Origin of the sequence: Streptomyces sp. NPDC050732, assembly GCF_040654255.1 — a bacterium.
Taxonomy (GTDB): Bacteria; Actinomycetota; Actinomycetes; order Streptomycetales; family Streptomycetaceae; genus Streptomyces.
The window spans coordinates 1-20,205 of sequence record NZ_JBFAHP010000048.1 but is presented as its reverse complement, the minus strand read 5'-3'; the positions used below and the strand labels follow the sequence as shown (position 1 = coordinate 20,205).

At 70.2% G+C, this 20,205-nt stretch carries 21 protein-coding genes; 7 read left to right on the top strand and 14 right to left on the bottom strand.

Features of this window, described 5'->3' with window-relative positions:
* Positions 1 to 30 precede the first annotated feature (30 nt).
* From AB0H82_RS32725 to AB0H82_RS32680, 10 genes are all read right to left on the bottom strand, one after another.
* Positions 31 to 252, bottom strand: coding sequence for a hypothetical protein (locus tag AB0H82_RS32725; RefSeq protein WP_362999183.1), 222 nt, complete (start codon positions 250 to 252; stop codon positions 31 to 33).
* 263 nt (positions 253 to 515) lie between these two features.
* Positions 516 to 800, bottom strand: a complete 285-nt coding sequence (locus tag AB0H82_RS32720) for a hypothetical protein (protein ID WP_362999143.1) — start codon at positions 798 to 800, stop codon at positions 516 to 518.
* The gene (locus AB0H82_RS32715) at positions 772 to 1,758 is read right to left on the bottom strand and encodes an MFS transporter (RefSeq protein ID WP_362999142.1); all 987 of its coding nucleotides are present in this window, start codon (positions 1,756 to 1,758) and stop codon (positions 772 to 774) included. The genes AB0H82_RS32720 and AB0H82_RS32715 overlap by 29 nt, the downstream gene beginning before the upstream one ends.
* Before the next feature lie 42 nt (positions 1,759 to 1,800).
* Positions 1,801 to 2,730 (bottom strand): hypothetical protein, encoded by a 930-nt coding sequence (locus AB0H82_RS32710; protein ID WP_362999141.1) that lies wholly within the window; start codon positions 2,728 to 2,730, stop codon positions 1,801 to 1,803.
* A 283-nt stretch (positions 2,731 to 3,013) separates the two neighbouring features.
* Complete coding sequence (locus tag AB0H82_RS32705) at positions 3,014 to 4,024, bottom strand: hypothetical protein (RefSeq protein WP_362999140.1); 1,011 nt, start codon at positions 4,022 to 4,024, stop codon at positions 3,014 to 3,016.
* A gap of 21 nt (positions 4,025 to 4,045) precedes the next feature.
* Entirely contained in the window at positions 4,046 to 4,396 is a 351-nt protein-coding gene (locus AB0H82_RS32700; RefSeq protein ID WP_362999139.1) for a hypothetical protein, read from the bottom strand.
* A 2-nt stretch (positions 4,397 to 4,398) separates the two neighbouring features.
* Positions 4,399 to 4,755 carry a hypothetical protein gene (locus tag AB0H82_RS32695; RefSeq protein ID WP_362999138.1) on the bottom strand — a complete coding sequence of 119 codons (357 nt, stop codon included), beginning with the start codon at positions 4,753 to 4,755 and terminating at the stop codon, positions 4,399 to 4,401.
* 113 nt (positions 4,756 to 4,868) lie between these two features.
* Complete coding sequence (locus tag AB0H82_RS32690; RefSeq protein ID WP_362999137.1) at positions 4,869 to 6,038, bottom strand: hypothetical protein; 1,170 nt, start codon at positions 6,036 to 6,038, stop codon at positions 4,869 to 4,871.
* A gap of 13 nt (positions 6,039 to 6,051) precedes the next feature.
* On the bottom strand, positions 6,052 to 6,588 hold the full coding sequence (locus AB0H82_RS32685; protein WP_362999136.1) for a hypothetical protein: 537 nt from the start codon (positions 6,586 to 6,588) through the stop codon (positions 6,052 to 6,054).
* Positions 6,588 to 6,719, bottom strand: coding sequence for a hypothetical protein (locus AB0H82_RS32680; protein WP_362999135.1), 132 nt, complete (start codon positions 6,717 to 6,719; stop codon positions 6,588 to 6,590). Before AB0H82_RS32680 ends, AB0H82_RS32685 begins: the two co-directional genes overlap by 1 nt.
* A 192-nt stretch (positions 6,720 to 6,911) precedes the next feature.
* Between AB0H82_RS32680 and AB0H82_RS32675 the strand changes: the two genes are divergently transcribed.
* From AB0H82_RS32675 to AB0H82_RS32665, 3 genes are all read left to right on the top strand, one after another.
* Complete coding sequence (locus AB0H82_RS32675; RefSeq protein WP_362999134.1) at positions 6,912 to 8,339, top strand: site-specific integrase; 1,428 nt, start codon at positions 6,912 to 6,914, stop codon at positions 8,337 to 8,339.
* Positions 8,340 to 8,380: 41 nt separating this feature from the next.
* Positions 8,381 to 10,084, top strand: a complete 1,704-nt coding sequence (locus AB0H82_RS32670) for a hypothetical protein (RefSeq protein ID WP_362999133.1) — start codon at positions 8,381 to 8,383, stop codon at positions 10,082 to 10,084.
* Positions 10,085 to 10,215: 131 nt separating this feature from the next.
* Entirely contained in the window at positions 10,216 to 12,171 is a 1,956-nt protein-coding gene (locus AB0H82_RS32665) for an integrase (RefSeq protein WP_362999132.1), read from the top strand.
* An 897-nt stretch (positions 12,172 to 13,068) separates the two neighbouring features.
* Here the strand turns inward: AB0H82_RS32665 and AB0H82_RS32660 are convergent.
* Together AB0H82_RS32660 and AB0H82_RS32655 are read right to left on the bottom strand one after the other, a co-directional pair.
* On the bottom strand, positions 13,069 to 13,557 hold the full coding sequence (locus AB0H82_RS32660; protein WP_362999131.1) for a glutathione peroxidase: 489 nt from the start codon (positions 13,555 to 13,557) through the stop codon (positions 13,069 to 13,071).
* Positions 13,558 to 13,595: 38 nt separating this feature from the next.
* Positions 13,596 to 15,080, bottom strand: coding sequence for an MFS transporter (locus AB0H82_RS32655; RefSeq protein WP_362999130.1), 1,485 nt, complete (start codon positions 15,078 to 15,080; stop codon positions 13,596 to 13,598).
* A 135-nt stretch (positions 15,081 to 15,215) separates the two neighbouring features.
* Between AB0H82_RS32655 and AB0H82_RS32650 the strand changes: the two genes are divergently transcribed.
* The 3 genes from AB0H82_RS32650 (at position 15,216) to AB0H82_RS32640 (ending at position 18,393) form a co-directional block, all read left to right on the top strand.
* Complete coding sequence (locus AB0H82_RS32650) at positions 15,216 to 16,190, top strand: AsnC family transcriptional regulator (RefSeq protein WP_362999129.1); 975 nt, start codon at positions 15,216 to 15,218, stop codon at positions 16,188 to 16,190.
* 250 nt (positions 16,191 to 16,440) lie between these two features.
* Entirely contained in the window at positions 16,441 to 17,037 is a 597-nt protein-coding gene (locus tag AB0H82_RS32645) for a TIGR03086 family metal-binding protein (RefSeq protein WP_362999128.1), read from the top strand.
* A 468-nt stretch (positions 17,038 to 17,505) separates the two neighbouring features.
* Positions 17,506 to 18,393: a haloalkane dehalogenase gene (locus AB0H82_RS32640; RefSeq protein WP_362999127.1), complete on the top strand. Its 888-nt coding sequence runs from the start codon at positions 17,506 to 17,508 to the stop codon at positions 18,391 to 18,393.
* Positions 18,394 to 18,709: 316 nt separating this feature from the next.
* On the opposite strand, the gene AB0H82_RS32635 is transcribed toward AB0H82_RS32640, so the two are convergent.
* Together AB0H82_RS32635 and AB0H82_RS32630 are read right to left on the bottom strand one after the other, a co-directional pair.
* Positions 18,710 to 19,489, bottom strand: a complete 780-nt coding sequence (locus AB0H82_RS32635) for a glycosyltransferase family A protein (RefSeq protein ID WP_362999182.1) — start codon at positions 19,487 to 19,489, stop codon at positions 18,710 to 18,712.
* 78 nt (positions 19,490 to 19,567) lie between these two features.
* Entirely contained in the window at positions 19,568 to 19,828 is a 261-nt protein-coding gene (locus AB0H82_RS32630; protein ID WP_362999126.1) for a hypothetical protein, read from the bottom strand.
* Positions 19,829 to 19,978: 150 nt separating this feature from the next.
* Between AB0H82_RS32630 and AB0H82_RS32625 the strand changes: the two genes are divergently transcribed.
* Positions 19,979 to 20,205: helix-turn-helix domain-containing protein (locus AB0H82_RS32625; RefSeq protein ID WP_362999181.1), on the top strand; the 227-nt coding region annotated here is incomplete at its 3' end.

Sequence of the window (20,205 nt, the reverse complement as noted above, 5' to 3'; positions counted from 1 at the left end):
ACCGGGCCAACCGGGGCGCACCGTCGGCGCTCACCGGCCGACCGAGGGTTCGGTACAGGTGCAGGGGGTGGTCGGCGACCAGCAGCTCGCTGGCTGCCGAGCAGGCCCGTGCGTCTGCTCCGTACCGGGTTCCGTCGCTCGGCAGGCGCAGCCTGGCGTCTCTTCGAAGCCGGACTGGAGCAGGATCCGCCGGGCGGCGGCGTTGTAGCCGGTGGTGGTGATCTCGCCGGTGATGGTGTGCCGGATCGTCATGAACGGCTCTGCTGGTACTTCGGGCAAGGCGGATTTCCTATCGGTGGTGGCGGGGTGGGGTGTTGGGCGAAGGCGAGGCGGGCCCGGAGCTTCCAACACATCAACGGTGCGTGGCTGGACCACGAACGATGGGCAATGACTGCCGACATGCTCCAGGGCGGGCCTCACCGCCCCGCAGCTACCTGGCCCGCCTTTCCGCACGTTCTGATAGCCCGATGTACCAACAACAGCCATGAGTGAATTTCCTTGCGAGTGTTGAGCGTTCAGCGAGCGGCGCGAGCCGGTGTGCCGCGGTGTCGCCCCCGACGCTGCCCGGTGGCGCAGGGGGCGGCGAGGTGCCGGTGGGCGGCGAGCAGGACGGTGAGGGTGAGCGCGGCGCCGGCTGCGGGAAGAGATGCACCGATTGCTGGGTGCTCGGTGAGCGCGCCGGACAGGGCGGTCCCGGCGGCCTGACCGGTGCCCACCGCGGCGATCAGCCAGGCGTACGCCTCGGTCGAGGTGCCGGCCGGAGCGAGAGCGTCAACGGTCAGGAACGCGGAGGTGATCACGGCGGTGAGCAGCAGCCCCGGCACAGCCGTCAGCGCGACCGCGGAGACGGGGCCTGTGACCGTCATCAGCGGTAGCCACCCGGCCGCAAACAGCAGTGCGGCGCGGCGGAGTTGCTCGGTGACGGTGCCTGGCCAGGCGCGCTTCCCGTAGAGGAAGCCGCCGACGAGACTGCCGGTGGACAGCGCGGCCCGGGATGAGCCCGGACAACAGGTCCATCCTGAGATCCTCGGCAAGGGCGACGGCCCAGACGTTCATCGCGCCCAGGGCGAAGCCGACGCCGCTCACCGCCACGAACAGCCAGCGCAACCCCACATGAGCAAGGGACCCAAGCGGCCCGGTGCGCTGGGTCGCCCGGGCCGGGCGCCAGCGGCGCGACGGCGCGGCACTCAGTACCACCGCGGCCCCCACCAGCCCCAGCGAGGCGCTCACCACCATCGCGGTGCGCGGCCCGGTCGTCGTGGACAGCACGGCAACCAGCGGGGGCCCGATGACATAGATCAGCCCCTGGGCGCCGGTGTCGAGCGCGAGCGCTGCCCGGCGCCGCGCCTCGTCGGGCAGGACCACGGGCCACAGAGCCCGCAGCCCTGCTTCCAGCGGCGGAGTGCTCAGCCCGGCGAGCGCGACCAGAGCGGCGGCCAGACCCGGCCGTCCGGCGACCTCGACCACCGGCAGGGCCAGCAGACAGACCGTGGTAAGCAGGACCGCCGTCGCGGTGACCAAAGTCTGGCCGCGCCGGTCGACCATCCGGCCCAGGACCGGCTGCCCGACGGCGGAGGCCAGTCCGTACAGCGCACACAGCAGGCCGCCCATCTTCAGCGATCCGCCCTGGTCGGCGACGAGGAGGAGGATCGCGACGGGCGCCATGGCGTTAGGCAGGCGTCCGATCAGCGTGCCGAACAGCAAGCGGGCGACGTGGCGTTGCGCGAGCAGCGGGCCGGAGCCGGTGGTGGAGGTCAACGCGTGCTTTCTGGGGTGAAGCACCCCGGGGCCGGGGTGGTGCTAGCGGTGGCGGGCCGGGCCGGGGGGATGGGGTGCTACCGGTCCGGCGGGCGGTGTGGTCGGCGGTGCCGGGGGCGTGGGAGCGACGTGGAAGACGGGGCGTGGAGTGCGGTGAGGCGGCAAGGCACCGGCCCCGAGGCTCTCGGCGACCAACTCGATTTCCTCCCTCAGCGCGCCCAGTTGCCGCGCGAGCACAGAAAGGCGGGCGGCGGAGTGCTGGCCTTGCTTCGTCTCCAGCGCGTCGGCGAACTTCGCGGCCCGGTCGACGAGATCACCAAGGCGGGGCAGCGGGCCGCGGGAGAAGCCGGAGTCGTCAACCGCGTCCAGCAGGGCCATGTAGACGTCCCCGGTGTGCTGGGCCTCGTCGACCTTCCGGATCAGCTCCGCGACCGAGACCTCCGATGCCGGAGGCTGCTGCTGGAAAGGGGCGAAGTCCGGGCGCAGGACACCGGCGGGAACCGGCGGCGGAGCGGCCCGTTCGGCCTCGGACACGGTGGCGTAGTGGCCGAGCACCCGCATCTGCTCGCTTCCCACCTCACCGGCCAGGACGACCACCGACTGCTCGCCGTGCTCGACGAGATACGCCAGAGTGATCAGCTCGTTGCTGGCGCTGTACCAGACATCGGTCGTGTCCAAGTCGCCGCGCTCCCATGCTGCTTGCGCGCGGCCCTGCCAGAGCCGAAGTTCTTCACCGCTCAGGGGCGGGGAGACCGGGCGGTGCTGTCCGGCGAGGTCACCGATGATGAAGGAACGCTCGGCCCAGGCCAGCACGTAGGGCCACAGTTGGAGGTGACGGACTGGCGAGGCATCGGGCTCGTCCTGGCCGGCGGGCGCGGACCGGATGTGGTGGATCTGGTCGGCGGCGTGGGCCATGTCGTCGATCAGCTCGCGCCAGGCGGCATGGTGCCGGGCCGGCGGCATGGCGTCCACGGCGCTCCGCGCGGCGGTCAGCAGCGTGTTCGTGTGCGGCAGTACGTGGCGCTCGAACGCCTCGGCGCCTTCTTGGCGCCTGCCGCGCGCAATGACTGCTGCAGCGTGCGAGGCATCTGCGGCATCGGCCGCTTGGGACCAGGTGCTCTCGTGACGCCCGTGGATCAGTGCGAACTGCGCCTGGAAGGAGCGGAGTTCGTTGATGGCGCTGCTGAGGTCTTCGGTGGGGGTGTCGGTGATGAGGTTCTCCGGGACGGGGCGGTGCGGTGGCCGCTTGCGGGGTTCAGCGGCGCGCGCCGGGGGCGGCGGCTACTGCCGGCGGGGGCAGTGCGGATGTGGTCAACGCCTTGGGCTTTGCCGGGGCGCCAGGCGCAGCGGGTGTGGCGGCGCGAGCCATTTCGATCAGCTCCTCGCCGTCGACGAGCCACACCGCCCCCGCGTCGGCGAGCGCCTCGGGGTCCGGGTCGTCCAGCTCGTCGAGATTCAGGCCGTCCTCCATGCGATCAAGGAAGATGGCCTGCTCGGCCGAGAGCGGCGTGGTCTCGCGCAGAGTGGCGATGAACGCGATGGCGTGGGCGCGGAACCGGTACAGCGCCGCCTCCAGGTCCACGGTGTCGTACGTCCCTGGTTCGTGCTCCTGCGCCCAGCGCAGGTCCTCCTCCGCTTCGTCCAGGCGCGAGAGATGGACGGCCCGCTCATAGTCGGGCAGCAGGCGCGTCTGGATGAACCGGGCGGCGAACCGGGCATCGGACGCGATGACACTGCGCGGAGCCGGGGCTGTCACGCGGACGTGATCGGGGCTCGGGATCAGGGCGCCGACGATGTACGAGCCGTCCGAGGGCCGTTCGGCCAGCAGCAGCTCGGTGCCGCCACCATCACGGAGGATCGCCGCGAAGCTCAGACTGTTCGTCTCCAGGAGGCCGTGGAGTGTGCCGGTCTCCCACAAGTAGTCCCGCAGGTAGTGCCGGTCCTGCTGCTCTCGCAGGGGTTCGACGTCCGCCCTCCAGTGGCCGGGCAGCGCCGCCACGATCGCCTCGGCGATGTCACCGAGGTAGGGGCGGGGGTGAGTGGTCACGCTCACCTGGCAGTCGCGGGCGGCCTGGTGCAGACGCGTGAGGGCTCGACGCGCCTGAGCCTGGTCATCCAGCGCCAGGGTGTGCATGTGGTTGTGGTCCTGGGTGAAGCCGGACAGGTCGAGGGCGGTCTCGGCCCATCTGCGACCGGCCCCGCCCGGCAGGGCGATGATCTTGTCGTGAGCACTGAGGTACAGCGTGATCTTGGCGGATGGGGTCATGGTGCCTTGTGTCGTGAGGAGTCAGCGTCGAGGCCGCTGCGTGGAGTTGGGCGCGGGCTGCGCTGTCATCGCGGCTCCGGTGCGCGGCGGCCACCAGCTCACCGGCGCGCGATGTCCGGCGGCGGGGAGCAGACTCGGGTCGAGGTCGACCTGGTAGCCCGCTGCACTGAGCATCTGGGCGGCGTGGGTGGCCCTCTGGTTCTCGCGCGCCTGTCCGGTGTCGAAGTGCAGCCGGATCCACACGCCGCTCAGGGTGGGGCGGAAGATGAACCCTGCGCGGTCGAGGATCTGGGCGGCGAACTCATCGACGGGGCCTTCGACTTCGACCTCTCCGCCGCGTTTGCGCGCGATACGGATAGGCTCACTGCTCATGCTCACCGGCCCCGTCCCGCCCCGGCGCCGTGGGTAGGTCCGGCGACGGGGACCGCGGCCGGTTGCGCAGAGGGCCGCGCCGGGGCGGTGGACAGCGCGGGGGCGCGCTGCGGCGAGGTGGCCGCAGCGGCCTGAGCGAGGCGAGGGCGGCGATCGAGTAGCCCGTTGCGCACGTACGGGCGGGCGGGCTCGGGGGTGATCGCGGGGTTTAGGGAGTAATCCGCCTGCACGGCGAAGCCGTGGGTGCGCAGGTCGCAGACGGCCTGGCGGGCGCGGCGGTGGCCGTCCTGTTCCGGTTGGGTGAGCCGGTACAGGCCCGGGGTGTCGGGGACGGGCTCGAACTGCTCGCGGGTGAGCAACCACTCGGCCAGGTGCGGGGTGACCGCGGCTGTGGGGATGGCGACGAAGCCGTGTTCGGGGTGGATGGCGAAGTGGAAGTGGTTGGACAGAGGGCGGATCCTTTCTGCGGGGGTCAGCGGTGCGCCGCGGAAGGCCGGGGTACGGCGGGCGGTGCCGGGCGGGCGGTGAGCAGGCGCGGGCTCGGCGCTGACAGCGCCATCGGTCCGCCAGGGACTGCGGCACGGGCTTGGCGCTCGAACACCTCGCTGTTGGCGAGCCAAGTCTCGATCGCGGGCAGGGCGGCGAGACCGAAGCGGCTGCGGGCCTGCTTCCACCCGTCCATCGAGTACATGACGCCGCTCAGGGCTTTGTCCTCGTCCCGCGGCTCCTGGCTGTCGGCGAGCGCCGTGCGCAGGAGGTCCAGGACGGTGGCGTCCTGGGGCCAGGGACTGCGGGCGGGGCGGCACCGGCTGAGCAGGACGGGGGCGTGTTCGAGGACGTCGCGGAAACGGAGCCAGGCGTGGTCGGCGAAGGTGCGCTCCATCTCGGTCAACAGCCGGGAGTCGGAGAGAGGCACGCCGTCGCTGTAGCGGCCGGACGCCTTGATCGCCTGCAGCGTCTCGTGCTCCGGCCGGATGCGGTCCAGCGCGGTCAGGACCGTGTCGAGGCGGCGGTTGTGCAGGGAGCGGTTGTAATCGGGCAGGAACGTGGTGGCGACGGCATGTGCGGCGAGGGCCGGTTCGGAGGGCAGCACGATGCTGCGCGGCGCGTTCGGCTCCTCCCAGTTGTCGTCGTACTCCTCGGTGGCGAAGGCGCCCAGGAGGTATCCGGTGCTGTGCCTGGGGCGTTCGATCAGCAGCAGCTCGGTGCCCACCGAGTTCTTGAGGACGACTGCGCTGGGAACGTGGTCGTGGATCAGCGCCTGGAGGAGGTCTCCGCTGTCCCACAGCGGGCCGATGAGGTCCTCTTGCACCACGGGGTTGTAATAGTGCTCCGACTGCGTGCTCCAGGTGCCGGGCAGTCGGGCGGCGAGGTCCTCGCCGAAGTCCGCGAGATAGGGGCGGGGGCTGGTGGTGATGGTTACGCCGTGCTCGTGGGCGCGGTGCACCAGAGCGCTGGCCGTCTGCCGGGTGGTCGACCCGTTGGTCAGCGGGGCGGCGAAGGCGCCGCCGGGGATCCGGCGGAATCCGGCTTCGTCCAGGGCCCGGGAAGCTCGGAGGTGCTCCTCGCCGTAGGGGATGGCGACGAGCCCGTTGGCGCGACTGGTGCTGAGGATGATCTGCGTGGGTGGTTCGGGCGACATGAGGTCCAGGGGGTCAGCGTGCAGTCCGCGACACGGGGACCGCGGGGGACGGGCACTGAGCGGGCGGAGGCGTCAGCGAAGCCGTGGCCAGCCGGGGCTGCACGGCTCTGCCACCGGCCTCGGTGTGGAGCTGTGCGGCAGCGGCGAGCAGCTGGGTGCGGGCCGTGCCGCACTTCTCGGCCGCGATGATCCGCAGCGCCCTGGGATCGCCTCGCAGGTGTGAGGTCTCCACTCCAGGGACGGCCTCCCGGTAGAAGCCGGTGGACACACAATCCACGGCCTCGGTGAGGTGGCCCATGGCGCTGGTGAGGGCGGTCATCGACTGGGCGAGCCGCATCAGAGTGTGGCGCTCGGGGAGGCGGACCGTCTCGGCGGCGAAGCGTTCCTGCGCGCGTTCGCCGGCGTAGGTGAGGTGATGGGCGAGCAGGGCGATATCGTCGGTGAGCGCCGCTGGGTCCACATCAGCATGGGTAGTGGGAAGTTGTGCGGCGACGTCGTTGAGGCGCCGGGTGAGGTAGTCCAAGGTCGCCTGGGTGACGCCGGAGGTCATCAGGGCACCAGCTCCTGCCCGTGAGCGCGTGAGTGGTGCAGCGCGGAGCGCAGTGCACGGCCGTGCCGGAAGGCGAACTCGCGCGAAGGGCCCCGAAGATCGCGGTAGGCGACGGAGTCGCCGGCGGTCATCTGGTCCGGGTTCCCTATTGGATGGGAGTGTTGAAGCCGTACTGAGTGCCTCGGAGGGGCTGGATGTGGCGTGTGTTTTGGGTGCAAAGAGAGCGATGCGAAGTCCCCGCGAGACTGCCGGAGTTGAAGGGTTGGTGCGACCTTCGGGAGCGCGAGGTTTCGGTCCATATCCGGCCCGGTGACCCGATCCTCTTGGCCCCGGACTACCGGGTTGACGAGCTGACGACGCTGTACTTCAGCAGTCAGCCGTTCGCTGGACGTGCCCCGGAGACGAAGCGGAACTACGTTACCGACCTGTGCCTCCTTTTCAACTTCCTCTGGATGCGCGGCAAGTTGTGGACGCAGGCCACCGCCGTCGACATCGACGACTTCCGGTATTGGCGGCAGGAAGCGGCGGAGAACCCGCAGCACGTCGGCGGCGCGAAGTGGAACCGTGAGCTTGCCGCCCTGTCGGGGCTGTACGCGTGGGCGACGCGGCCGGGCAACGCCTTCGTCGCGGTCAACCCGGTGGAGACGCGCAGCGTGGTGCTCCGTAGGAGCGGCGCGGTCGCTTCCGTCCCCGTTCAGCGGGCGAAGGACTCGCGCAGCAGCAACGTGCACTGGCTGACGCCGCGCGCTTTTCGGCGATGGGTCGACGTAGGGCTGCGGGGTTTTACCCCCGACGGGCTGCCCGCCTCCAGCTGGAAGGGTCGGCTGGAGGCCCGCAACGTGGCCTATGCCCGGCTGCTCTACGGTTCGGGGCTGCGCCGGTCGGAGGGCGCCTCGCTGCTCACGTTCGAGGTACCCGAGTTGCGGCTCCAGGGCGGGCGTTACCTGGTGGGGCGGATCGCGGCGGCGGTGACGCGGTCGAAGAAGCCGCGTACGTACTACGTGCCGGCCGAGGTGGTCGGGCAGATCGACAGCTACGTGGAGTCCGCGCGGGCCCGCGCTGTGCGTGCCGCGCAGGCCATCGGCCGCTACGACCGGATCGTCGAGATGCGTCTGGTGCTGCGCGTGTCCAGCGGCCCGCGTCGGATCGTCCACTGGCGTGACCGGGATGGGGTCCTGGGGCAGACCGAGCTCAACGCGGCCTCCGTGTACGAGCGGATGACCTTCTACACCGAGGGCAGCCGAGGGCCGGAGCCGTTGTGGCTGTGGCTGAACGAGCAGGGTCTGCCGTTCCTGCCGCACTCGTGGGAGGGCGTGTTCACCGCGGCGAACGAGCGGTGCCGCACCGTCTTGGCGGTCGGCCGGCACGACGTGGCGGTGCGCGGGGTGGTGGAGGCGCCCTATCTGACGCCGCATGGATGTCGTCACAGCTTTGCCCTCTACATGTTGGTGATCTTGCATTACGTGATGGATGAGCGGTTCGGGCTGTCCCCGCAGGAGCGGCGCGATTACCGGCTTCTGTACGGGGACGCCTGGGGGATGGTGCAGATGCTGCTGGGCCACGCCAGCCGGGAGACGACGGTGGAGCACTACCTCGCTCCGGTCGCCGACCTGCAGTTGAGGTCCCTGCTGGCCACCGCCCCTGCGGCGCAGGCGGCGCCGGTGGCCGGGACGCTGGACGGGGTCTTCGCCCGGCTGGCCCGGGAGGCCGAGGGCATCCAGGACATCGATGACCGGATGGCCGCATCATGAGCGGACGGGGACGTCGAGCGGTACTCCCACTGGCGGGGGCGGTGCCCGAGCGACCGCCGGTCCTGCACACCGACACGATGGTGGTCGAGCACCGGGACGCCGATGGCAAGGTGGTCCGCTACGACTTCGACCAGCTGCCGGGGGCGCCGGGGCTGAAGCGGTCGCTCGCTGAGGTGTTCGCCGCACGCTGTGCCCGCTCGGGCGGCTGGGCGTCGCACAAGACCAGCGAGCAGGCGTGGTGGGCAGTGCGGCAGTTCGTGTCCTGTCTCGCGGGCCAGGATGATGCGCCCAGCGACCTGGAGGCGCTGACTGCGAGCAGTTGGAAGCGGTGGCGGCTGAGCCGCCCGTCCGGGACGAGCGGCCGTGCCCAGCTGCGAGTTGTCTCGTCGCTGTTGCGGGAGCACCCGCGTGTTCCCCTCGCGACGCGGGAGGCGATCGCCGAGCGGCTCGGCAAGGCCAAGCCGGTGGAACCATCCTTCTCGGCGGCGGAGTTCGCGCGGCTGACCACAACGGCTCGCCGTGTCTTTCGAACGGCGCACCTGCGGATCACGGGCAACGCTCGCACGCTGACGGCCTTTCGCCGCGGGGAGCTCGCTGCGGGCTGCGGGCCGTGGCTGCTCGGCGAGGAACTCGATCACCTTGCCCGCCACGGGGAGGTCGCCTCCGAGGACGACGGGTGCGCGCGGACGATCCGGCGCCGCCGTGCTGCCGCGGGTTTCACCAACGTGACCGAGTTCCGCAGGCGGCTGTTCCTCACGGGCCATGAAGTCACCGCCCTGGCGGTGCTGCTGACCGTGGAGTACGGCTTCAACCTGTCCACCATCTCCCGGCTGCCCGTGCCGCGGGCTGAGACCGACGGAGGCGAGGACGGTCACCCCGTCTGGCGGCTGGAGATCGAGAAGGTGCGCCGTGGCCCGGGGCGGCACTTCGAGACCCGCAACCTCGCGGACTTCGGCGCCAACGCGCCGGGCCGCCTCATCACCCAGGCCCTCGAGGCCACCCAGTTCGCCCGGGTCCTGCTGGCCGAGCTGCACCCGGATGTGGACCGGCTGATGGTCTGGCGGCCGACCGTCCAGAATCCTTACCGCACGGGCTCGTCCTTCGGTGACGCCTTCGGCGTTCTCCGGGTGGGCGTGACCCCCACGATGGGCAAGAAGTGGGCCGAGGTGGAGAAGCTGCCCTGCTCGCCGTTCCGGCGCGGCCGGCGCACCAGCAACGTCCACCTGCGGCGCGAGAGCGGGCAGAACACTCAGGACACCCACGACTCGGTGTACGTATTGCCCGATGCCCGGATACAGCAGGAGGCGATCGAGGACATCGCCGCCGGTGTCGGTGACGCGCTGGCCAGCGCGCGCCGCGCGGTCTTGTCCGCCAGCCTTCGCCAGGAGCCTGATCCCGGGGATGTTCCGACCGTGACGGCGGACTGCCACGACATCGAGCACAGCCAGTTCACCGCCCCGGGCACGGCGTGCACCGCGTCGTTTCTGCTCTGCCTGGCCTGCACCAACGCCCGGATCCACCCCGGACACCATCCGCGTCTCGCCCACCTGCACGCCTGTCTGGCGGCGCTGTCGAGCGTGCTCGATACGGACCGTTGGGCGGCGCGGTGGCAGCAGGCGTACGAGCGGCTGGAGGACCTCAAGGCCCAGCTGGGCCCGGCCATGTGGACCGCGGCCCAGGACCGGATCACCGACGACGACCGAGACCTGGTCGACCTGCTGCTGAAGGGGGACTTCGACCGATGACCACCATGGCCCTCACGGCGCACCGCGCAGTTCGCCCCCGGCCGCACGCCGCGGACCCCTTCGTGGCCGAGAAGTGGGTCACCACGGAGCGAACCGGTGCCCTTGCCCAATATGGCGATCCCGTATGGCCGTTGGACCCGCTGACCGACAACCCCAGCGCGTTCGGCCACAGCATCTGCTGGGAGCCCTTTCCCGCGCAGCTGCGCGAGGAGTTCCGGCTGATCGCCTGGACCATGGTCAACGAGACACTGCCGAACCTCTTCCTGCAAGAACGCGCCCGCGGGTGGCGCTCCCGCATCAGCGTTCCCCGGATGGCGACCACCGTGCAGGTGTGGCGCGCTCTGGCCGACTGGCTGCAGGAACGGTCGATCACGACCTTGGCCGCTCTGACCCCGCAGCTGCTCGCGGACTTCGCAAGGGCCGCGTTCACCAGCACCTCGCGCAACTACGTCGGCTCGCAGCTCACCGCGCTGACCCGGCTGTGGGCCTTCGACCATCTCAGCCCTCAACCGCTCGGGGTCCCCGAACCCCCGTGGGAGAGCGAGGGGGTTGACGACTACCTGCCGGCGGCCAGCCCGCATGGCGAGAACGCCACGGACGCGATCGCCGAGCAGACCATGGGGCCGCTGCTGATCTGGGCGCTGCGGATGGTCGACGGCCTCGCCGACGACATCCTGTCCGCCTGGGCCGAGCGGCGCCGCCTGGACGCGAGCATCAACCCCGGACCGGGCACCCCGGCCACCGGCGCGGCAGCCGCCGGCTACATCGAGGACCTCATCGCCCAAGGACGACCCATGCCCTCGACCTGGATCCGGGGAGCCGTCGGTGTCGCCCCGGCGTACGTAGCCGCGCTCACCGGAGCCACGGTCCCGCAAGCGCACTACCGCCTGCGCAAACCCGCCGTGCTGGAGTACCTCGCCCGCCATGCCGGTCCCTGCCCGCTAGAGATCAAGCCGGCCGGGAAGGTAGACGGCCGCAGATGGCGCGAGCACCTCGACTACTACGAGATCGCCTCCCTGGTACGGCACTTGGGAACCGCCTGCTTCATCGTGATCGCGTACCTCACCGGGATGCGGCCCGGCGAAGTGCTCGGCCTGCGCAGCGGGTGCTGTCCGCCGCCTCGGTCCGGTCGGCACCTGATCTACGGGCACACGTTCAAGACGGCACAGGACGAGCATGGTCATCACGTCTCCGCCGGGCTGCTGCGTGAGGTTCCCTGGGTGGCGATCACGCCCGTCGTCCGCGCAATCCGGGTCCTGGAGGGCCTCGTGCCCACCGGGGGTCTGCTGTTCGACCACGGCGTCCACGGGCAGCGCGCCGCTGCGGGCACCGGCTCGCTGAACACCGAGACGATCGGCCAGCGGATCGAGGACTTCATCACCTGGGCCAACGGCGAGGCCCGCCGCCTGGAGCTGCCCGAGCACGTCGTCCCGCCGGATCCGCACGGCGCCATCGGCGCGAGTCGCCTTCGCCGCACCCTGGCCTGGCATATCGCCCGGCGCCCCGGCGGACTCATCGCGCTGGCCATCCAGTACGGCCACCTGCGCACCGCGATCAGCGGCAACTACGCCTCGCGCAGCCGCGACGGCATCCACGACCTCCTCGACGTCGAGACCGCCTTGGCGACCATCGACACCGTCGCCGCTCTGAACGACGACCTCGACCACGGTGGTGGAATCTCCGGGCCCGCAGCCCGGCGTGCCATCCACGCCGCCGCCCAGGCCCCCCGATTCCGGGGCGTCACGATCACGGCCCGCACCGCCCACGACGTTCTCACGAACCCGAACCTTGCTGTCTACGACAATCCCCACGCGCTGCTGATGTGCGTCTACAAACCCGACAAGGCGCTGTGCCGGCGCGACGCCACTAGCAACACCCCCACGCTCGACGACTGCGTCGGCACCTGCGCGAACATCGCCCGCACCGACCATCAGGCCGCCCAACTCCGCGGCCGCGCCGAACAATTGGAGGCCAAGGCCCGACTCGTTCCCGGCCCGCTCGCTGAGCGGCTGCACCGCAGCGCCGCAGCCCTGCGCCGGACCGCAGAACACCACGACACCACCCGCATCACGACCGAAAGCAGCTGACCGGTGCTCCCAGCCCTCGACGAACGCGACCGCATCCGAGCCGCCATGGACCGCATCCTGTCCGGCACCCCACAGCACTCCAACGGCGCGCTCACCATCGTCGCCCTCGCGGCCGAAGCCGGCGTTCCCCGCAACGCCCTTACCCAGCGCCACCTGGACCTGAAGAACGAGTTCTACGCCAAGGTCAAGGAACGGGGCCAGCCCACGGACGTCGAGGTCCGGCTCCGCAAGCAGATCGTCAAGCTCAAGACCCTGCCGGCAGAAGGACCAGACGGAACTGGTCGCGCTCCGCCAGGATGTCGAGGCCCTGGTCCGCGTCGTGAACCAACTCACCGCGGAGAACCGGCGCTACCGCCAGCAGCTGACGGCACCGGACCCCGTCGTCCGACTGCTGCCCACCCAACCGCAACCTCCCAGAGGGTGATCGGCCGCGCCGCTGGTGGACAACCGCGCTCGACATGGGGGCCAAGGTCGTGGAGCGGGCCATTGTAGGGACCGCAGCTGCGTGAGCACTGACTCCTGCGGTGGTGACGATTTCCGCGCGTGATGAGCACTGCTCGTGGGGGCGGATCATGAGCAGAACGTCCCAGCGGGCTGCCACCGGTGGACGCTGTGCGTAACACCGGACATCTTGAGGTTTCGGCCCGGTAGGGCATCGGGGGTGCGTGGGTGGTGCGTTGTGAATGAGGTCTCCGTTGGTGTTGTTGGGGCGATATGCACCAAGGATGGGGGCGGACCCCCGGTTTCGCTAACCGGGGATCCGCAGCTATATATGGGAACGCGTGGTCAGGGACGGCCCAGCGATAAGACAGCCCATCCGGCCTCGCGCCGGGTCTCGGTGTTGGGGGTGCCGCAGCCGTTGGGTGAGTTGTGACGACGCCTCGGAGAGAGCGGCGTTCAGCCGGACAACGCGGCTTCGATCGCTGTGGTGATCTCGTCGGCCTCCGGGTCCGTCTGGGGTGCGAAGCGCGCGGCGGCGGTGCCGTTGGGGGCGATGAGGAACTTTTCGAAGTTCCAGCGCACCTCACCGGTGTAGCCATCGGCGTCGGGTGTGGTGACCAGCTCGTCGTAGAGGGGGTGGCGGGTCTCGCCGTGGACGTCGGTCTTCTGTGTCATGGGGAAGGTGGTGCCGTAGGTGGCGGAGCAGAAGGTAGCGATCTCCTCGGCGGTGCCGGGTTCCTGGCCCATGAACTGGTTGCAGGGCACGCCCAGGACGGTGAAGCCGCGCGGCGCGTAGCGCTGCTGAAGCCTTTCCAGGGCCGCGTACTGCGGGGTCAGGCCGCACTGGGAGGCGACGTTGACGATCAGGACGGCTGTGCCTTTGTACTGGGCGAGGTTGGCGGGGCCGCCGGTGAGGGCGTCGAGCTGGATGTCGAAGACGGTCATGTCTCTCCTTGGGTGGGAGGTGCTGGTCGGGGATCGGGTCAGTTGTGTGCGGCGGGGGTGTGGTCGGGGCGGTGCGGTCCCCGGGTGTCCGGGTGCGGTCGAGGGTGGGGGTTGTGGTTGATGAGAAGGGTGGCGGCCAGGGCGGCGAGGGTGAGGATGCCTGCGGCCCACCACAGGGCGGTGCTGTAGCCGTGGACGAGGGCCTTGGTGGCCTGGCCGGGGTGGTCGGTGAGGTAGGTGGTGGTGGAGGTGGCGGCGAGGGTGTTGAGCAGGGCGGTGCCGATGGCGCCGCCGACCTGCTGGGAGGTGTTGACCATGGCCGAGGCGATGCCGGCGTCCTCGGGCCGGGCGCCGAGGGTGCCCAGGCTGAAGGCGGGCATGAGGGCGGTGCCCAGGCCCAGGCCGGTGACGAGCATGCCGGGCAGGACGACGGTCCAGTAGGAGCTGTCGGGGGTGATCTGGGTGAGGATGAGCAGTCCGGCGGCGGCGAGGAGGAGGCCGGGGCCCATCACGGTCCGGGCGGGCAGGCGCGGGGCGAGGCGGGGGCCGATCTGCGTGGAGGCGATCACCGAGGCGGCGGCGATCGGCAGGAACCCCGCCCCGGTCTGCACCGGGCTGAGGCCCAGGACGGTCTGCAGGTAGTAGGTCAGGAACAGGTACATGCCGAAGTTGCCGATCACGGCCAGGCCCACCGCGAGGTAGGCGCCGCCGCGGTTGCGGTCGGTAAGGACGCGCAGGGGCAGCAGCGGGGAGGCCACCCGCCGTTGCAGGACCGCGAAAGCGGCCAGCAGAACCACTCCCGCGCCCACCGGGATCAGCGTGCCGGTGGAGGTCCAGCCGCCGGAGGAGGCGTGCGAGAGCCCGTAGACGAAGCCGATCAGGCCGCTGGAGGCGAGCAGGACTCCGGGAACGTCGAGCCGCGGGCGGGCCCGGCCCGGGTCCGGGGCCGGCACGGTGCGCAGGGCCCCGGCGGCGGCGATGGCGCCGAAGAAGAGGTTGATCAGCAGGGTCCAGCGCCAGTTCAGCGCCTGGGTGAGGACCCCGCCCAGCATCAGGCCGATGGCCGCGCCGCCGCCGGACAGGGCGCCGAAGACGCCGAACGCCTTGGCGCGTTCGGTGGTGTCGGTGAACATGACCGACATCAGCGACAGCACGGCGGGCACCAGCATGGCGCCGAAGATGCCCTGGAGGGCCCGGGCGCCGATCAGCATCCCGGTGCTCAGGGCCGCGCCGCCGAGCGCGGAGGCGGCGGCGAAGCCGATGATGCCGGTCAAAAGGGCCCGCTTGTGTCCCCACAGATCCGCGAGGCGCCCGCCGAGCAGCAGCAGCCCGCCGAAGGCGAGCGAGTAGGCGGTGATCACCCACTGGCGGGCGCCGTCGGAGAAGTGGAGATCGTGCTGGACCGAGGGCAGAGCGATGTTCATGACGGTGACGTCGAGGACGACCATCAGCTGGGCCAGGCAGATGAAGAACAGGGCCTTCCAGCGTCCGGGATCTGCCGTGCAGGGCGGGGAGGAGGACATGAGGGGCTTCCTTGCAAACCGGGGGAAGTGGTGCGGTGCCGTGTCCGGCTCTGCCCACCGTCGCCGCCCCGGCCGTCGTTTCCGAAGCCGTACGCTGGAATCCGAAAAGATCCCTCACAGGAGCACGGTTAGGCGATGCATTCCGGCATTCTCGACGAGATCGATCAGCGTCTGGTGCAGGAGCTCCAGCGGGACGGACGAGCCCCGTTCGCCCGCCTCGCCGCTGCCGTCGGTGTCTCGGAACACACCGTCGCCCGCCGCTACCGGCGCCTGCACACGATGGGCCTGCGTGTCATCGGCGTGCCCGGCCGCCACCCTGCGGGAGCGACCCGGTGGCTGCTGCGCATCAGCTGCACCCCTGACGCCTCCGCCAAGATCGCTGATGCGCTGGCCCGGCGCCCCGACACCGCCTGGGTCAGCATCGCCTCCGGCGGCACCGAGCTGCACTGCGCGTTCGCAACCCGCACCACCAGCGAACGCGACGCCCTGCTGCTGCACAAACTCCCCCAGACCCCCCAGGTCGTCTCCGTCAGCGCCTACTGCCTGCTGCACGCCTTCGAAGGCGCCTCCAACGCCTGGCACATCCCGGTCCCCGACGCGCAGGGGAACGAAGACCGGACCCCCACGCCCCCGGCGCCGGTGCCCTCCGCGTCGGAGACAGGGCTGGACGACGTGGACAAGCAGCTCATGGCCGAACTGGCCAAGGACGGCCGTGCCACCGTCTCCGAACTCGCCCGCGCCACGGGCCGCTCCCCCGCCAGCATCACCCGGCGTCTGGACCACCTGCGCTCCGCCGCGGCACTGCGGCTCGCCGTCGACTTCATCCCGGAACACCTCGGCTACCAGATGCAGGTACGTTTCTGGCTGCGCGTGGCCCCCGGGCAGCTCGGCACCGTCGGAACCGCCCTGGCCGCCCACCCGGAAATCCCCTTCGCCGCCGTCACCACCGGCCCGTCCAACCTGCTCGCGACCGGGCTGTTCCGCGACACCGACGAGCTGTACCGGTACCTGGACCACCGCATCGGCACCCTCCCCGGCGTCCAGTCCATCGAGACCACCCCCATCCTGCGAGAGGTCAAACGCCTCACCTACCCCACCGCCGCCCGATGAGCACCGCAGAGAAGCCCGGCACGCGCCGGATCGGCGGGCCCCGGTCGCGGCTGGTCCGACGGGTGGACAAGGTGGTGGAGGCCGCCCACGACGAGGAAGCGGTGACCTGATGACAGGGCCGCGCGGTCCTTACACGGTGGAGCTTGCATGACGCTCCCGCTACGAGCGGGTGGAGATAGGCACCCTTTTGCCGCTCTGTACCGCTCGTGATAGGCAGGCCATCCGGCAGCGCATCACGGAGGTCCAGCTCATGCCATCAGCGCCCATCGACGACCTCGCCACGGTTCTCGATGCCGTCGGCGATCTGATTGCAGACGTCCCTCGGGACCGATGGAATGCCCCCACACCCTGCCCACAATGGAACGTCCGCGAGCTGGTCAACCACATGGTGATCGGCAACCGTCTTTTCGCCGATATCCTGCACGGCCAAGCGAGCGCAACACCGGGCGCCCTGGACCCCAAGACCAGCGACGCACTCGGCAGCGACCCCCTGGACGCCCACCGGAGCTCAGCTGACGCCATGGTCGCCGCGTTCAGACAGCCGGGCGCGCTGGAGCAGATCTTCCGAGTCCCCGCCGGAACCGTCCCGGGGATCGCCGCGCTGCACCTGCGCACCACCGAAGCCCTCGTCCACGGCTGGGACCTCGCCCAGGCAACGGACCAACAGCCCCGCTTCCCCAACACCATCGTCGAGCGGGAACTGGCCTCCACCCGCAGCAAACTCGCCGACGTCCCTCCGGAACGCACACCGTTCGGATCACCCCAGCCGGCACCCCATGACGCTCCACCCCTGACCAGGCTCGCCGCCCTCCTGGGCCGTCGCATCAGCCCGCCAGGAGACCAGTAACGGCCAGTCGGCCTGCGGAACGAGACGTTTGAGACCTGGCCACCGATCTCACCCAGGGCCCGGCGTTGTCCGACAGCGCATGGCCTGCCGCGACGGACGGGTCCGGCAGGAACGGCCCAGATGAACCGGTATTGGCTGTCAGAAGTCCTGACGGCTTCGATGCCAACTGCGGGCCCCACGCCCGCCGAGCCGGTTCGCCTACTCGCAGCAGCCCTTGCACGACACCGAAAGACCCGCCGAAACCGCCCGCTCAGTCCACGCCGTGCAACGTCGGCGGCCGCGGTAGGACAGCCCCGGCCACGTCGCCGCATCCGGCCCACCCGCCGCCGGGGCCGATCACAGCGGGCTACGGCCTGTTTCCGGGCATTTGGCCTGATCTCCTTCTACAGTCACAAATGTCCAGTGCCCCTTCCTGGCCGAAACTGGCCGTCAAGGGAGCACGCAGGGAAGCAAGACTGGGAGGTGGCCGTGCCTGAGATCGCGGTGCTCGACTCGACGATGTACTACCAAGACCACGGCCCCGAAGACCGCGGCCGCGGTGAGCCCGTGGTGGTGTTCCTGCACGGCAACCCCACCTCCTCCTACCTGTGGCGGTCGGTCATCCCCCAGGTCAGCAGCCGGTGGCGGTGCCTGGCCCCGGACCTGATCGGGATGGGACGCTCAGGCAAACCCGACATCGGCTACCGGTTCACCGACCACGCCCGCTACCTCGACGCGTGGTTCGACACCCTTGGCCTGGACCGGGTCGTCCTGGTCGTGCACGACTGGGGCGGCGCGCTCGGCTTTGACTGGGCCGCCCGTCACCCCGGCCGGGTCACCGCAGCGGTCTTCATGGAAACCGTGATCCGCCCGTTCACCTGGGACGACTTCCCCGACCATGCCCGAACCGTCTTCGGCACGGCCCGTACTCCCGGCGCCGGCGAGGAGATGTTCCTCGACCAGAGCGCCTTTATCGAGCAGATGCTGCCCGCCCTCACCCTGCGCACGTTCACCGCCGAAGAGCTCGACACCTACCGTGCCCCCTACCGCGAACGCGAGCACCGCCTGCCCACCCTGATGTGGGCACGCGAACTCCCCATCGAGGGCGAACCCGCCGACGTCACCGCGCGAGTTGAACAGTTCGACACCTGGCTCGCCGACTCCACCGACGTACCCAAACTGCTGCTCACCTTCGACCCGGGCCTCATCATGGCCCCGCAGATGATCGACTGGTGCCGCCACAACGTCACCGCCCTGGACATCCAGCACATCGGCCCCGGCGTCCACTTCGTCCAAGAAGACCAAGGACCCGCCATCGGCGCCGCCATCACCACCTGGCTCGCCGGGCAAACCCCGCACCTTCGCCCACGCCCCTGAATACCGGCCTCGTACGGAACATGAATACAGCTGGGCGTCGGCCTGGGTAGCGCTGACCGCTCGTCGAAGTCCCTCAGCCGCAGCAGGTTGAAGGGAACTTCGCGAGTCGCCCCGTCGGCGTAACGAATCGACGCCGCAGGGCTGCTGCCCTTGCCGCGGCTCTTCCCAAGGCGCTGTCCGGCCATACTGAAACGATCGAAGGGAGTACACCGCCCAAACCGGAAGGGAGTTGATAGGCGACAATTGACAACTACTGCGCGTTACCAGTGCTCGTGATCACGTGGAAATGCTCACGAAACTGCGGAACCTAGAGCCATCACGCTGCTCGCATCCTCTGCGGCTCCGCGTGCAGTTCGCGTTCCGCCTCACCCATCAGCCAGGCGTGCCGCCGAGCATCGAACTCGATCTGGTCCCGGTAGGTCGGCTCACTGCTCCACTGCTGATCATGGACGCGTCGGTGATACACGACGTCGCCGAGCATGAGGCCGTCCCGGCGCGCGGGGACACCGATGGCGAACCGGTAGTCCTCGCCCTTGTGGAGGCCGCCGTGTCCGATCGCGCGAGCGAGGCGGGTGTCGGTCAGCAACATGCAGTGTCCCAGGGGCGGCTTGCTCGCCATGGGGTCCGGCCAGAACGCCATGATGTCGCCCGCAGCATGACGCCCGACGGGCGTCGGGCACATCCACGTCGTCAGGCTTCCGCTCGCGGCATCCCAGTCGGCGGATCGGCCGGCGACCCAGTGCAGACCGGTGGCGACGGCATGCTCGTGGCGGATCGCCAGCGAGTGCTGCGGAAGCCGGTCATCGTCGTCTGCGAAGGCGACGCGATCGGCGCGTACGTAGTTCAGCGCCGTATTGCGCGCGGGCGCAGGCCCCGGGCCCGAACGCGCCACCACTCGAACCCGGGTGTCCCTGGTGATCACCGAGGGGATGAGCTCGGGATCGGCCTGCGGGCCGTTGGGGGCGACGATCCATTCCCAGGACACGCCCTCCTGGTCAAGGAGGCTCTCGTAGAGCTCCTCCAAGTACGGAAGTCGGTTAGGGCGAAGGCCGGTTGGAGTGATCACAGCGACGGCCGGGTTGTCATGGGCGTACATCACAGAGGGAAGCTCCTCGGTCAAGGCGTAGGGGGGAAGGTCGGTCGGCAGGTCGTGAACCGGGCAGTGTGCTCGGGATCAACCGGGGGATGCTGCATGAACCTTCGCGCTCAGACACGCGGAACTTGACAGGGAAGCAGGGTGCTGCCGGTAGAAATAGACGACGTATGGCAGCAGTTCGCCTGCGGCGAGGTTGGTCACGCCGTTGACCATCAAGAAGTCTTCCCCGGCAGGGAGCCCGCCGTGTCCGCCCGCGGCGATGACGAGGTCGGTCCGGGCCAGGAGCATGGTCTGGCCGAGCGGGATCTGGGCCTCGGGACTGGTCCAGTACCCGGTCACGTCACCAGGCGTGGTGCACGCCGGGCGGCGTCGGGCAGCGCCAGATCGAGGTCGAGCCGTCTTTTTTCCGGCTGGGGTGAGGGTTGTTCGGGATGTTCGCCGAGCCAGTGACCGCGTACGTCACGTGCTCGTTTGCCGACCGGTGCCGTGATGTTCGCCATGTCGGTGGACGGGTCGGCTCGGAGGAACTGTGGTGCGGACGCTGTCGGTTGGACAGCTCAGGGTGCAGTCGGTTTCACCCGGTACACGCGGCAGCGCGCCGGGTACATCCGGCTCCTCGATCAGGGCCGGTGTGTTGCCGAGGTCGCCGGCGTGCTGGAGTGCCATCCGGTCACGGTCCGCGCCGCTGTCCACCGCTTTGACAAGGATGGGGTCGC